General features: G+C 42.9%; 9 protein-coding genes. 8 read left to right on the plus strand and 1 reads right to left on the minus strand.

Translation table 11 applies throughout. The features are described 5' to 3' along the window. Positions 1–43: 43 nt before the first annotated feature. On the plus strand, positions 44–3937 hold the full coding sequence (gene purL, locus CHJ_RS03370; RefSeq protein WP_317916875.1) for a phosphoribosylformylglycinamidine synthase: 3894 nt from the start codon (positions 44–46) through the stop codon (positions 3935–3937). 329 nt (positions 3938–4266) lie between these two features. Next, positions 4267–4500, plus strand: coding sequence for a DUF3622 domain-containing protein (locus CHJ_RS03375; protein WP_317916876.1), 234 nt, complete (start codon positions 4267–4269; stop codon positions 4498–4500). Between the two features lie 81 nt (positions 4501–4581). On the opposite strand, the gene CHJ_RS03380 is transcribed toward CHJ_RS03375, so the two are convergent. Continuing rightward, a complete protein-coding gene (locus tag CHJ_RS03380) occupies positions 4582–6051 on the minus strand; it encodes an aminoacyl-histidine dipeptidase (protein WP_171753084.1) in 1470 nt (489 codons plus the stop codon). A 939-nt stretch (positions 6052–6990) separates the two neighbouring features. On the opposite strand from CHJ_RS03380, the gene CHJ_RS03385 reads away from it, so the two are divergent. The 6 genes from CHJ_RS03385 (at position 6991) to CHJ_RS03410 (ending at position 13515) form a co-directional block, all read left to right on the plus strand. Then, positions 6991–8280 carry an NCS2 family permease gene (locus CHJ_RS03385; RefSeq protein ID WP_171753085.1) on the plus strand — a complete coding sequence of 430 codons (1290 nt, stop codon included), beginning with the start codon at positions 6991–6993 and terminating at the stop codon, positions 8278–8280. Positions 8281–8326: 46 nt separating this feature from the next. Beyond that, positions 8327–8785, plus strand: a complete 459-nt coding sequence (gene gpt, locus CHJ_RS03390; RefSeq protein ID WP_171753086.1) for a xanthine phosphoribosyltransferase — start codon at positions 8327–8329, stop codon at positions 8783–8785. 309 nt (positions 8786–9094) lie between these two features. Beyond that, positions 9095–10336: an esterase FrsA gene (frsA, locus tag CHJ_RS03395; protein WP_317918074.1), complete on the plus strand. Its 1242-nt coding sequence runs from the start codon at positions 9095–9097 to the stop codon at positions 10334–10336. A 237-nt stretch (positions 10337–10573) separates the two neighbouring features. After that, entirely contained in the window at positions 10574–10978 is a 405-nt protein-coding gene (gene crl / locus CHJ_RS03400) for a sigma factor-binding protein Crl (protein ID WP_317916877.1), read from the plus strand. Positions 10979–11099: 121 nt separating this feature from the next. Beyond that, positions 11100–12239: a glutamate 5-kinase gene (gene proB / locus CHJ_RS03405; protein ID WP_171753089.1), complete on the plus strand. Its 1140-nt coding sequence runs from the start codon at positions 11100–11102 to the stop codon at positions 12237–12239. A 10-nt stretch (positions 12240–12249) separates the two neighbouring features. After that, on the plus strand, positions 12250–13515 hold the full coding sequence (locus CHJ_RS03410) for a glutamate-5-semialdehyde dehydrogenase (protein WP_317918075.1): 1266 nt from the start codon (positions 12250–12252) through the stop codon (positions 13513–13515). The last annotated feature ends 86 nt before the right edge of the window (positions 13516–13601 follow it).

Here is a 13601-nt window from a genome sequence, read left to right on the forward strand (position 1 = left end):
TTGAATTTATACCAATATTACCTAACTAAAGAGACCTAAGCACATGAGAATTTTGCGTGGTTCCCCAGCTCTTTCAGAGTTTCGTGTGAATAAACTGATTGAACTTTGTCAGGAGCAAGGCTTACCTGTTACTGATTTATATGCTGAGTTTGTCCATTTTGCTGATCTGAGTGAAGATTTGCATCAGTCTGAACTGGAGAAGTTAGAAAAATTACTTACCTACGGACCGACAATAAAAGAGCATAAACCACAGGGTACTCTTATTCTTGTTACTCCTCGCCCCGGAACCATCTCTCCATGGTCATCGAAATCGACCGATATTGCTCATAACTGTGGGTTAAATAAAGTTAAACGCTTAGAACGAGGCTGTGCTTACTATATCGTCACAAGTGCCCCTTTGTCCCCGCAACAGAATAGCGTGGTGGAGTCACTGATTCATGATCGTATGATGGAATCGGTATTCTCTTCATTAGAGATGGCGCAGCAGCTGTTCTCTGTTTCACAACCTGCCCCTGTGGTCGAGGTTGATGTACTGGCTGGTGGCCGAAACGCATTAGAGCGAGCAAATACAGAATTAGGTTTGGCTTTAGCCGATGATGAAATCGACTACCTAGTTGATAGCTTTAAAGGGCTAAAGCGAAATCCGAATGATATTGAGCTGATGATGTTTGCACAGGCAAACTCAGAGCACTGTCGTCATAAAATATTTAATGCCGACTGGACCATTGATGGTGTTAAGCAGGATAAATCACTGTTTAAAATGATCAAAAACACTTTCGAAACCACTCCAGAGCATGTGTTGTCAGCTTATAAAGATAACGCAGCAGTAATGACAGGCTCTAAAGTTGGTCGATTCTTCCCTGATCCAGATACTCGTGAATATGGTTATCACCAAGAAGATGCCCATATTTTAATGAAGGTCGAAACTCATAATCACCCAACAGCAATTTCTCCGTGGCCGGGCGCATCAACAGGATCTGGTGGTGAAATTAGAGACGAAGGTGCCACAGGTATTGGGGGGAAACCAAAAGCGGGATTGGTTGGTTTTACCGTATCAAACTTGAAAATTCCGAATTTCGTTCAGCCTTGGGAAAGCGATTTTGGTAAACCGGGGCGAATTGTTACTGCGCTAGATATTATGCTAGAAGGGCCATTAGGTGGCGCAGCATTTAATAACGAATTTGGTCGTCCAAATCTGCTCGGTTACTTCCGTACTTATGAAGAGAAAGTAAACTCCCATAATGGTGAAGAGGTTCGTGGTTACCATAAGCCGATTATGATCGCTGGTGGTATGGGAAATATTCGAGATGGCCATGTTCAAAAGCGTGAAATTCCAGTGGGAGCCAGCTTAATTGTACTTGGTGGGCCTGCTATGAATATCGGTTTAGGTGGTGGTGCTGCCTCTTCCATGGCATCAGGACAGTCGGCAGAAGATTTGGATTTTGCTTCTGTTCAGCGAGAAAACCCAGAAATGGAACGCCGTTGTCAGGAAGTGATCGATCGTTGCTGGCAGCTTGGAGAAGAGAACCCAATTGCCTTTATTCATGATGTCGGTGCTGGTGGTATCTCCAACGCACTACCTGAGTTAGTGGATGATGGTGAACGAGGTGGACGATTCCAGCTTCGAAATGTGCCAAATGATGAGCCAGGAATGAGCCCGTTAGAGATCTGGTGTAATGAGTCTCAAGAGCGTTATGTTCTCGCCGTTGCACCTGAAAATATGGAGATATTCGATGCTATATGCCAGAGAGAGCGAACCCCTTATGCGGTTGTTGGTGTGGCAACAGAAGAGCGTCATTTAACGCTGGAAGATAGCCATTTTGATAACACACCTATTGATATGCCAATGGAAATCTTATTAGGTAAGACGCCAAAAATGCATCGCGAGGCGACCACTCTTAAAGCGAGTAATGCGGCGTTAGAGTGTGGTGATATCGAAATTAATGAGGCTATTGATCGCATTCTACGTTTGCCTGCGGTAGCGGAAAAAACGTTCTTAATTACTATCGGTGACCGTTCTGTTACGGGCTTAGTTGCGCGAGACCAAATGGTTGGGCCTTGGCAAATTCCAGTTGCCAACTGTGCGGTAACGGCTGCTAGTTACGACACTTATCACGGTGAAGCTATGTCGATGGGTGAGCGAACGCCAGTCGCATTGCTCGACTTTGCGGCGTCAGCAAGACTGGCTGTAGGTGAATCCCTAACCAATATTGCGGCTACTGATATTGGTGATTTAAAGCACATTAAACTTTCGGCTAACTGGATGTCTCCATCTGGGCACCCGGGAGAAGATGCCGGATTATACCAAGCGGTTAAGGCGGTCGGTGAAGAGCTTTGTCCTGCGCTAGGGCTAACGATTCCTGTTGGCAAAGACTCGATGTCGATGAAAACGAAATGGCAGGATGATGGAGAAGATAAAGAGGTAACCTCTCCTTTATCACTAGTGATTACTGCTTTTGCTCGTGTTGATGATGTTCGTAAAACAGTGACTCCACAACTACGTACCGATAAAGGTGAGTCTAGCCTGCTACTTATTGATTTAGGTAACGGCAAAAATCGTATGGGAGCCACTGCGTTAGCTCAGGTGTATAAACAACTGGGGGATAAACCGGCCGATGTTGATGATGCACCGCAATTAAAATCGTTTTTTAACGCAGTACAGAAACTCGTTAGTGAAGATAAAGTGGTGGCATACCATGATAAAGGTGACGGTGGTCTGTTTGTAACCTTAGCCGAAATGGCGTTCGCTGGTCATTGTGGTGTAAATATAGACATCCAAGAACTAGGTGATTCTCCGCTTAGCGTACTATTTAATGAAGAGTTAGGGGCGGTTATTCAGGTTGAAAACAGCCAACTGGATTATGTTATGTCAGTGCTTAACTCATTTGAACTTGCAGATTGCAGCCACATAATTGGTCAAGTGGAGCAGAGTGATAGCATAAGCATCGCTGTTAACGGTCAAAATGTGGTGTTGCGTTCTAGAACGGAGCTGCGTTCGATTTGGGCTGAGACGACTCATAAAATGCAAGCGCTTAGGGATAATCCAAAATGCGCAGATCAAGAGTTTGTCGCTAAATCCGATAAGGATGATCCCGGCTTAAATGTACATTTAACCTTTGATGTAAACCAAGATGTTGCAGCACCTTACATAGCTAAAGGTGCCAAACCTAAGATGGCGATACTACGTGAGCAGGGTGTCAACTCTCATGTAGAGATGGCCGCTGCATTTAATCGTGCCGGTTTTGATAGTGTTGATATCCATATGAGCGATATCTTAACAGGACAGGCAGTACTAGATGAATATCATGGATTAGCCGCGTGTGGTGGTTTCTCTTATGGTGATGTTCTAGGGGCTGGTGAAGGTTGGGCTAAATCCATTCTATTTAACCCCCAAGCGCGAGATCAGTTTGAAGGCTTCTTTAATCGAAAAGATACCTTCTCATTAGGTGTCTGTAATGGCTGTCAGATGCTTTCAAATCTACATGATCTTATTCCGGGAGCCGAGCTGTGGCCAAGATTTGTCCGCAATGAGTCTGAGCGTTTTGAAGCGCGCTTTAGTCTAGTTGAAGTACAAAAATCAGATTCACTATTTTTAGCTGGAATGGAAGGTTCTCGTCTACCTATTGCGGTTTCTCACGGAGAGGGACGCGTGGAGGTTCGCGATAGTGACCATCTATCTGCAATTGAACAATCGGCAACGGTCGCGCTGCGATATGTAGACAATAACGGTGTTGCTACTCAGCAATACCCAAATAACCCGAATGGTTCACCAAATGCTATTACAGGTTTAACAACTAAGGATGGCAGAGTGACCATCATGATGCCTCACCCGGAGCGTGTGTTCCGTACGGTTGCTAACTCTTGGGCTCCTGATTCATGGGGTGAGAGTGGGCCGTGGATGCGGATGTTCCGTAACGTGCGCGTTAATATCGGTTGATAACGGCGTGACGACCACCATTTCTGCGTCAAAGGTGCTCATTTACACTTGTAAACTGCGCGCCTTTTCCTTGATCTGGTGGCCGTCACTTGTTCTAAACCGATATTAAGTTTTTGGAAAAACCTCGTAATGACACCAATTCCGTTTAAACAGATGCTCATTTACACTTGTAAACTGCGCGCCTTTTCCTTGAACTGGTGGTCGTCACTTGTTCTAAAGCGGCAATTGTTGATTGGTGTTTTTATTTGCAGCAATTTACGGACGGATATGTTTAAATGCGCCCATAAAAAGGAGCATTGGCTCTTTTATGTACAGTAATGGGAATGAAAATGAGTAGCAGTAAGAAGTTTAGCTATAATGTTGTTGAAAAACGTAGTGGCTGGACTGCAGAAATTGTACGCCAAGTCTCTTCAAAGCGTAGTGTTGTATCGAAAAGAGAAATGGGCTTTGAATCAGAAGCCGATGCGATTGCTTGGGCAGAAAAAGAGCTACCAAACTTTATTGCTCTGCAAGCTGATCGTAATAAACGCAAATCTGCGATGCGTAAAGCTGATCAAGAGTAATGCTTAAAGATTAAAAAAGGGCCTGACATTTAATGATGTCAGGCCCTTTTGCATTCAGTATTAAGGTTATTGAGAAATGGACTATTTCTTAGGGATATTCTCTAAAATAGCAACCATCTGTTCCCAAAATAGTGCCACTGTACTGATCTCTACTTTCTCATCAGGAGAGTGAGGGAACTTGATCGTTGGGCCAAATGAAATCATATCCATATTTGGATACGGTTCTTTAAACAGGCCACACTCTAGACCAGCGTGAATCACCATAATGTTTGGCTTGTTACCGTAAATGCCTTCATAAACATCGCGGAAGATATGCATGATTTCAGAGTCGGCATCAGGTTTCCATCCAGGATAAGCGCCGTTAAACTCAACTTTTGCACCTGCTAGTTTGGCAATAGAAGCGAGCATTCCTTCTACCTGACTACGTCCTGAGTCGATAAGGGAACGAATCAAGCAGTGAACAATAACTTTACTCTTCTTAGTCGTGATAACACCGACGTTTAAGGAAGTTTCTACAACACCTTCGATATCATCACTCATTCTAATTACACCGTTAGGACAGGCGTTTAGTCCGGCGATAAAACGATCTTGTGATTCTTGTGCAAACATCTGATTTTCAGTTTCAACAATTTCGTATAGCGGAAGGATATTGGTTTCAATCTTACCTAACTCAGATTTAAGAATATTAATGAACTTGGTGAACAGTTCATTTAACAGCCCCTCATTGACCATAGGTACCGCTACAGTAACAAAGGCTTCTCGTGGAATAGCGTTACGGAGGCTGCCGCCACGGAAATCAATAATGCGTAATTCTAGTTCTTCTGCGTGACCCGCTAAGAATCGGCCAAGTAGCTTGTTGGCGTTACCACGACCAGTGTGAATATCACAACCTGAGTGCCCGCCTTTTAGACCTTTTAAAGACAGTTCTCTAGTAACATAACCTGCAGGAATTTTTTCACGTTTAACATCAAAAGTGATGGTGCCATCGATACCACCAGCGCAGCCCATATAAACTTCGCCTTGCTGTTCTGAGTCAGTGTTAAGCAGTATGTCGCCTTCAAGCCAACCTTCTTCAAGGCCAAATGCGCCTGTCATGCCAGCTTCTTCATCAATGGTAAGCAGCACTTCGAGAGGGCCATGTTTAATTTCATTAGAAGCGAGCACAGCTAAACAAGATGCCATTCCCATGCCGTTGTCGGCACCAAGAGTGGTTCCTTTTGCTGTTACCCAATCACCGTCGATATAAGGTTGAATCGCATCGGTTTCGAAGTTATGTTTTGTGTCTTCATTCTTTTGAGGAACCATATCAATATGGGCTTGTAAAACCACACCTTTACGGTTCTCCATCCCTTCTGTTGCTGGCTTTTTAATAAATACGTTACCAGTGGCGTCTCTTCTTACATCAAGGCTTTGCTCTTTAGCCCAGTCAACAATGTACTGTGCTAATGCTTCTTCATGCTTGGAAGGGTGGGGAATAGAGCAAATTTTATCGAAAAACTGCCAAACAGGCTCTGGCGAAAGAGTGCTTATTTCCGAATGATAATTAGACACAGATTACTCCTTTTAAAGGCCTGAAACCTTTATTTATATATAGTCAAACTTGTTAAGGGCTGCATCATATCACTGAGAAACTAACGACAGAAGGGTTGATTGGAAAAGTCTTGAACTAAGTTGTAACGATTATTGATTACCCAGTTACTTTCTGTAATTAATTTACATGTAATGCGGTTTTATATAGTTTCAATAAAATAAATGTGACTTTGGTCACTTTTTTGTTGTAATTAAATTTCATGGTGATATAGTAGCACCATCTTCTGAGACGAAGAGTAAATGCTCAAGGAAAAGAGCCCGTACATCGCCTCCAGGGAACCGAGAGTCAAACAACATTAATTGATTAAAAGGTGATAAATATGAAAGGTTTAGTTTCTTCAGAGTTTTGGGTTAATTCATCAGTTTACACTCAAAACTTCCAGTATCCTTCTAGCTTCGGATACTAAGCAAAATTCGCAATTACTTGTGATATGAACGTTAAGTTCAACCCCCATATATTGGAATTTTATTACAACCCATTTGGTTGAAAATATTCTAACGCCACTTCAGTTTGAGTGGCGTTTTTTTTATTTTAAAATGTAATGGATTACATTTTTTGTTCTGTTATGAGGGTTATTGCATTGGCTATGAAGATATGAGCCAAATGAAGCGATTATACGGCAATTAATTAGCCTTTAATGGCTTTTAAATATTGATATAGAACAAATAAACATCACTGTGGTCTCAGGCTAATAAATAACAATATGTTGATTTTAATCAGTCTCTTATGATGATTTTTAACATTGACTGATATGTTGTTAAACATTGTTTTCTTTAAATTTACTGCTTTTATATAAATTGAGGCTGGAATTTGTAATTTGATAACTTTATAATTCGCGCCAATCGTTTACGCAATCGTTTACTATTTAATTTAAAATTTAGTTTTAGGGAAAACTTATTATGCTGGAAAAGCTATTTAAGCTCAGTGAAAATGGGACTAATGTTCGCACTGAAGTGATCGCAGGGATGACCACTTTTCTAACCATGGCTTACATAATTTTTGTAAACCCGGCCATTTTGTCTGAAACAGGCATGGATCGTGGTGCCGTTTTTGTAGCAACTTGTTTGGCCGCGGCTATTGGTTGTTTCATCATGGGCCTTATTGCTAATTATCCTATCGCTCAAGCTCCGGGAATGGGGTTGAACGCTTTCTTCACTTACTCTGTTGTTTTTGGCATGGGGTACACCTGGCAAGTGGCTTTAGGGGCAGTATTCTTTTCCGGTATTTTGTTTATCCTGTTGAGCGTATTCAAAATTCGTGAGTGGATCATTAACTCCATTCCTATGTCTTTAAGAACAGGTATCTCTGCTGGTATCGGTCTTTTCTTAGCGTTTATTGCTCTTCAAGGCGCAGGTATTGTTGGTGACAACCCGGCAACATTGGTTTCTTTGGGTTCAGTGACCTCACTACAAGGTATTTTGGCTGCGATTGGTTTCTTTTTAACGATTGCTTTAGTTCACCGTGGCTTTAAAGCGGCGGTAATGATTGCAATTTTGGTGGTTACCGCATTAGGTGTGTTGTTTGGTGATGTTCAATTTGGTGGAATCATCTCTACACCACCAAGTATCGCGCCAACGTTTATGCAGCTAGATATTTCTGCTGTGTTTGATGTTGGTATGATCTCTGTCGTATTCGCATTCCTGTTTGTTGACTTGTTTGATACTGCAGGAACCTTAGTTGGTGTTGCAACCAAAGCGGATCTAATTAAAGAAGATGGAAAAATTCCTCGTCTTAACAGAGCATTACTCGCTGATTCTACAGCAACTTCTGTAGGGGCCTTGCTTGGCACCTCAAACACAACCTCTTATATTGAAAGTGTTTCTGGTGTGGCATCGGGTGGCCGTACCGGATTAACTGCAGTTGTGGTTGGCATTTTGTTCCTACTTGCATTATTCTTCTCGCCATTAGCAGGTATGATCCCAGCGTATGCAACATCAGGCGCGCTATTTTATGTAGCGATTTTGATGATGTCAGGTTTAGTAGCAATCGATTGGCGCGACTTAACAGAAGCGGCTCCAGTGGTGGTTATTTGCCTACTTATGCCGTTAACTTACTCTATCGCTGATGGTATTGCGCTTGGCTTTATTGCTTATGCGGCGATCAAAGGCTTTAGTGGTAAAGGCCGTGAGGTTTCTATTAGCGTCTGGGTTCTAGCTGTCATTTTTGCACTTAAATTTGCTCTAGCGTAATTGCTATTGCTTTGCTATTTATCGAGCCAGAACAGGTATTATTAATATGAGTAATAAATTCATCATTACTTGGGACAACATGCAAGTGTATTGTCGCCAGTTAGCAGAGCGTCAAATGCCTGCTGAACAGTGGAAAGGTATTATCGGTGTGAGCCGTGGAGGTTTAGTACCTGCTGCAATTCTCGCTCGTGAATTGGGTATTCGTTACGTGGACACGGTTTGTATTTCAAGTTACGACCATGATCATCAACGTGATATGAGTGTGCTTAAAGCGCCAGAAGGTGATGGTGAAGGTTACTTAGTGGTTGATGACTTAGTTGACAGTGGCGATACCGCTCGTCAACTTCGTGAAATGTACCCTAAAGCGAAACTGATTACTGTATGTGCAAAACCTGCGGGTGCTGATCTTGTGGATGAATACATTGTTTCTATTCCTCAAGATACTTGGATTGAACAGCCGTGGGACATGGAAATCGCATACGTAGATCCTATCAATAAACCTTAACTGTGACTTTATTGAACTAATTTAACAATGCCCCGTTAGGGGCATTTTTTTTGCCCAACGAATTTGTGCAGCCTGTTAATACTTGTTTGTTCGGTAAATAAAACTGCGCTTCTTTAACTGCGTTTGAGCAGACACAAACACAATGTTGTTAAAGCAAAATACAGCTTTACTCGAGCAGATGTGGTTTGTTGAATGAAATGAATGGTTGCAGAAGGATATACGGTTTGTGGGCTTGGGTTTATTCTGGCTAGATAATTAATGCCATTGGTATATTATATTGTTATCTTCGCTATTTTTGTATGTATTACCATGTCTGAAAATCAAAAAAATCTATCAGAAAAACTGTTTAAGAAACATCGCCAGGGCAAAGAGACGTCAAGTTTGACGCAATATATGCCTAGTAGTCTCGAGTTTCTAGCGGAAAAAAAGCAGCAGGAACAGTACTCATGGTATCGAAACCTTCGTCGATATCAGTGGATATGGCAAGGTATTGACCCGATAGAGCAGGAAGAAGTGTTAGCACGCATCGCTTCCTCTGAACATTCACGCACTGAAGACCAATGGTTAGATACGGTGATTGGCTATCGCCCGGGAAACTGGGCTTATGAGTGGACTAGCTTGGGCATGAGACACCAGAAGAAAGCGGCAGATCTTACTGGGGATGAAGCTTCAGATGAGTTTTTCACTGCGAGTTTATGTTTTAGTATTGCCGGTTACCCACATTTAAAAGGGGATAATCTGGCTATTCAGGCGCAGGTATTAGCGAGCTCTGCTTATGAAGAAGCAATGAAAAATAGCCGTTATATTACGCGTCAAATTAGTGTTCCATTCCAAGGAAAAAGCATTCAAGCCAATCTGCACCTTCCTCATACCGAACGTCCACTTCCTGTGGTTATTGTGAGTGCTGGTTTGGATAGCTTACAAACGGATCTGTGGCGAATCTTTCGGGATTATCTAGCAGAGAAAGAGATCGCTATGTTGACGGTAGATATGCCTTCGGTTGGCAGCAGCAGTCATTGGCAGTTAACCGAAGACTCATGCAAACTGCATCGGGCTGTTCTCGAAGAGTTGGCTCACTTACCTTGGGTTGATCACCACAGCGTTGGTTTGCTGGGTTATCGCTTTGGTGGAAATGCCATGCTGAGACTTTCGTTTATTGAGCAGGACAAAATAAAAGCGTGTGTAGCTTTGGGGGCTCCTATTCATGACACCCTCTCTTCGGCAGATAAAGTGAAGAATATGCCAAAGATGTATCTGGATGTTCTAGCGTCGCGTCTAGGAAAAAATGTTGTGGATGTAAACAGCTTAGCTGGACAAATGATGGCCTGGTCTCTGAAAGTGCAAGGGTTTTTAAGCAGCAAGAGAACCAAAGTACCTGTATTGGCGCTTGCCTTAGAAGGTGATCCCGTCTCGCCGTACTCAGACAATAAGTTGGCGGCACTGTTTAGTCACTACGGTAAAGCGAAACAAATTTCCTCTAAATCCATCTCCGTAGGTTATGAACAATCGCTAGATTTAGCGATTAAATGGCTGGAAGATGAATTAATCTAATGACAGGCTCTTCATTTTGTGTGTAGCATAGGGGACTATGTTAGTATTTTGTGAGAAACTAATATAGTTATTCCAGTGTGACCTCATGATGAAGGATTCATAACAATATCAATGTGTTCAGATCCAATAAAATAACAGAAGGAATGGCTTTCCTTACTATTTTTGCTGAACAAACATATTGAGGTTGCTTGAGTATATTAGGAATTCACCTTAAGTATAAAAAAATGGAGTTTTTATATGACCGAATTGGCGGCAGCACCAACACACTTTAGATTGCTTAGTGCGTTAAGAGCAATAGGGCCATATTTGCGAGAGTCAGATTCTAGAGAAGGGCATTACCTATTTGATTGTTTGTCGGTTTGCGTGGATGACAAAAAATCACCTGAAGAGCGGGAATTTTGGGGTTGGTGGATGGAACTCGATGCGGCTCCGGCAACAGAGAGTCAAAACAGTTATATCGCGATGTTTCGGTTTGGTATTTATAACCAACAAGGTGATTGGGTTGCTAAAACGCTTCCTAAAGCTGCCCAAGTTGAGACCGCGAGAACGCAAACAGAATTTATCGCTAAGTTAGATAAGGTGCTGCAAGAGCGCTTTGAATTAAAGATGGAAATAGCGAAAGAATCAGAAGAAATTGCCTGATTTTCTAAGTAATAGTTATTATTTGTATCAAAAGGCGCTTTTTAGCGCCTTTTCTGCTTGTGTAATCACCGCTTGATTGATAAAACATCACTTCTAATGCCGCTCTCAAAATGTAATCAGTATGACAAGCAAAGCACAAAATCAGAAAACGACGCAAGCCAAGACAATTATCGTCAAACTTGGTACCAGTGTACTAACCGGAGGCACACTCCAACTAGATAAAGCTCATATGGTCGAGCTTGTTAGACAGTGTGCGGAATTGAAGAAACTAGGGCACTCTGTTGTTATGGTTTCTTCTGGTGCGATTGCCGCTGGTCGAGAACATTTAGCTTACCCCGCATTACCGAATTCAATGGCTAGCAAACAACTGCTGGCTGCGGTTGGACAGAGTCAGTTAATCCAAGTCTGGGAATCGTTATTTGCCATCTATAATATTAAGATTGGTCAAATGCTGTTAACCCGAGCGGATCTGGAAGACAGAGAGCGCTTTCTTAATGCCAGAGACACCATTAATGCTTTAGTCGATAACGATATCATTCCTATTGTGAATGAAAACGATGCAGTGGCTACCTCCGAAATCAAGGTAGGTGACAATGACAATTTATCCGCTTTAGTCGGGATTCTGTGTAGTGCAGATAAACTGTTGCTGTTGACTGACCAACCGGGACTGTTCACCGCAGATCCAAGAAGTAACCCTAATGCTGAGCTTATTCGTGAAGTGAGCACCATCGATGAAACATTACGCAAAATAGCAGGTGGCAGTGGCTCGTCATTGGGGACGGGAGGCATGGCGACCAAACTTCAAGCGGCAGATATTGCTCGTCGAGCAGGTATTGAGGTTATTATTGCAGCAGGTAGTGCTGAAAATGTGATTTATCAGTCGCTGGGCGAACAACCTCAAGGGACTCGATTTTTGCCATTACCAGAGGCGCTGGAAAATAGAAAACGCTGGATACTGGCAGGGCCAATCGCCTCCGGTGATATTACCATTGATGATGGCGCGATAAAGGCGGTTGTCGAAAGAGGCAGTAGCTTGCTAGCTAAAGGGGTAACAAAAATTACCGGTCATTTTGCTCGTGGCGAGGTGGCAAGAGTGCGAAATAGTAATGGCGAGCTGATTGCTAAAGGTTTGTCTAGTTACTCTAGTTCAGATTTAGTTAAAATTGCTGGAAAGCACAGTAAAGATATTGGTTCAACACTAGGTTATGACTATGGTTCAGAAGTGATTCATAGAGACGATCTGGTGGTGATTCATGAATAAGGAAAGTAACGTGGAACTCATTCAAATGGGAAAAGCAGGCAAAGATGCCGCTTTTCATCTGGCCACCGCGCCAACAGCACAAAAGAATCGCGCATTAGCGATTATTGCCGATGAACTTGAAGCTAACGCTGAAGATATTCTTGCTGCTAATAAAATTGATATTGATAAAGGCCGCGAAGCGGGGTTATCTGATGCGCTGCTAGATAGGTTGTTGCTCAACCCTGAAAGGATTCACGGTATAGCCAACGATGTTCGGAATGTTATTGGTTTGAATGATCCTGTGGGGAGTGAATTAGATAGCAAAGTGCTCGATAATGGCATGTCTCTCTCTCGCCGCCGCGTTCCGCTTGGTGTTGTCGGCGTTATCTATGAAGCGCGTCCCAATGTGACGATTGATATCGCGGCTTTGTGCCTTAAAACCGGTAATGCCAGTATTTTACGTGGAGGAAAAGAGACCTTTTTCTCCAACATGGCGTTGGTGAAGGTGATACAGTTTGCGTTGCAAAAGGCTGAACTACCTGCCGCATCGGTACAATATATCGAGAAGCCAGATCGTGAGTTGGTCTCTCAGCTGCTTAAGCTCGATGATTACGTGGATATGATCATTCCTCGCGGTGGTGCTGGTTTGCACAAAATGTGTAAAGAGAACAGCACAATCCCCGTCATTATTGGTGGCTTTGGTATTAGCCATATCTTTGTTGATAGCAGCGCGGATTTAGAAAAGTCACTGAAAGTTGTCGAGAACTCAAAAGTTCAGCGTCCTTCAGCGTGTAACTCCTTGGATACTTTGCTCGTCGATAAAACGGTAGCAGAGTCATTTTTGCAAATGCTGGCCAGTCAGTTGAATGAGAAAGTGACGTTTGTTGCTGAGGCGAGAGCGAAGGCTATCTTAAGTCACTGTGAGTTTAACAATACCGAATTGCTACGTGATGCTGGTGACGGTGACTTTGATACTGAGTGGTTAAGTTTCACTCTTGGCGTCAAAGTGGTCGACGGCATAGAAGATGCGATTGAACATATGCGAGTGCATAACGCGAGTCATTCTGATGCGATCATGACAAATAACCTTGAAAACGCAGAGCGCTTTATTAACTCCGTGGGTTCTGCCGCGGTGTATGTTAATGCTTCTACTCGTTTTACCGATGGTGCGCAATTTGGCTTAGGTGCGGAAGTCGCAGTATCAACACAAAAGCTGCATGCCAGAGGGCCAATGGGACTGGAAGAACTGACCAGTTACAAGTGGGTCGGCAAAGCGAATTACTTGGCAAGACCTTAAAAAACGATAAAATATTGGGCTCTATCACAAGAGCCCTTTTGGTTTCTCTCGCCAGTGTTTTTTTATTCCGTTACACTGTGTCGACA

This window comes from Vibrio sp. MACH09 (assembly GCF_033238805.1).
In the GTDB taxonomy this organism is placed as follows: Bacteria; Pseudomonadota; Gammaproteobacteria; order Enterobacterales; family Vibrionaceae; genus Vibrio.

Bases quoted from the DNA above. Each gene is read 5' to 3' on its own strand.
- gpt (WP_171753086.1), top strand. From the start codon at position 8,327: ATGAGTAATAAATTCATCATTACTTGGGACAACATGCAAGTGTATTGT.
- CHJ_RS03375 (WP_317916876.1), top strand. From the start codon at position 4,267: ATGAGTAGCAGTAAGAAGTTTAGCTATAATGTTGTTGAAAAACGTAGT.
- crl (WP_317916877.1), top strand. From the start codon at position 10,574: ATGACCGAATTGGCGGCAGCACCAACACACTTTAGATTGCTTAGTGCG.
- CHJ_RS03385 (WP_171753085.1), top strand. From the start codon at position 6,991: ATGCTGGAAAAGCTATTTAAGCTCAGTGAAAATGGGACTAATGTTCGC.
- frsA (WP_317918074.1), top strand. From the start codon at position 9,095: ATGTCTGAAAATCAAAAAAATCTATCAGAAAAACTGTTTAAGAAACAT.
- purL (WP_317916875.1), top strand. From the start codon at position 44: ATGAGAATTTTGCGTGGTTCCCCAGCTCTTTCAGAGTTTCGTGTGAAT.
- proB (WP_171753089.1), top strand. From the start codon at position 11,100: ATGACAAGCAAAGCACAAAATCAGAAAACGACGCAAGCCAAGACAATT.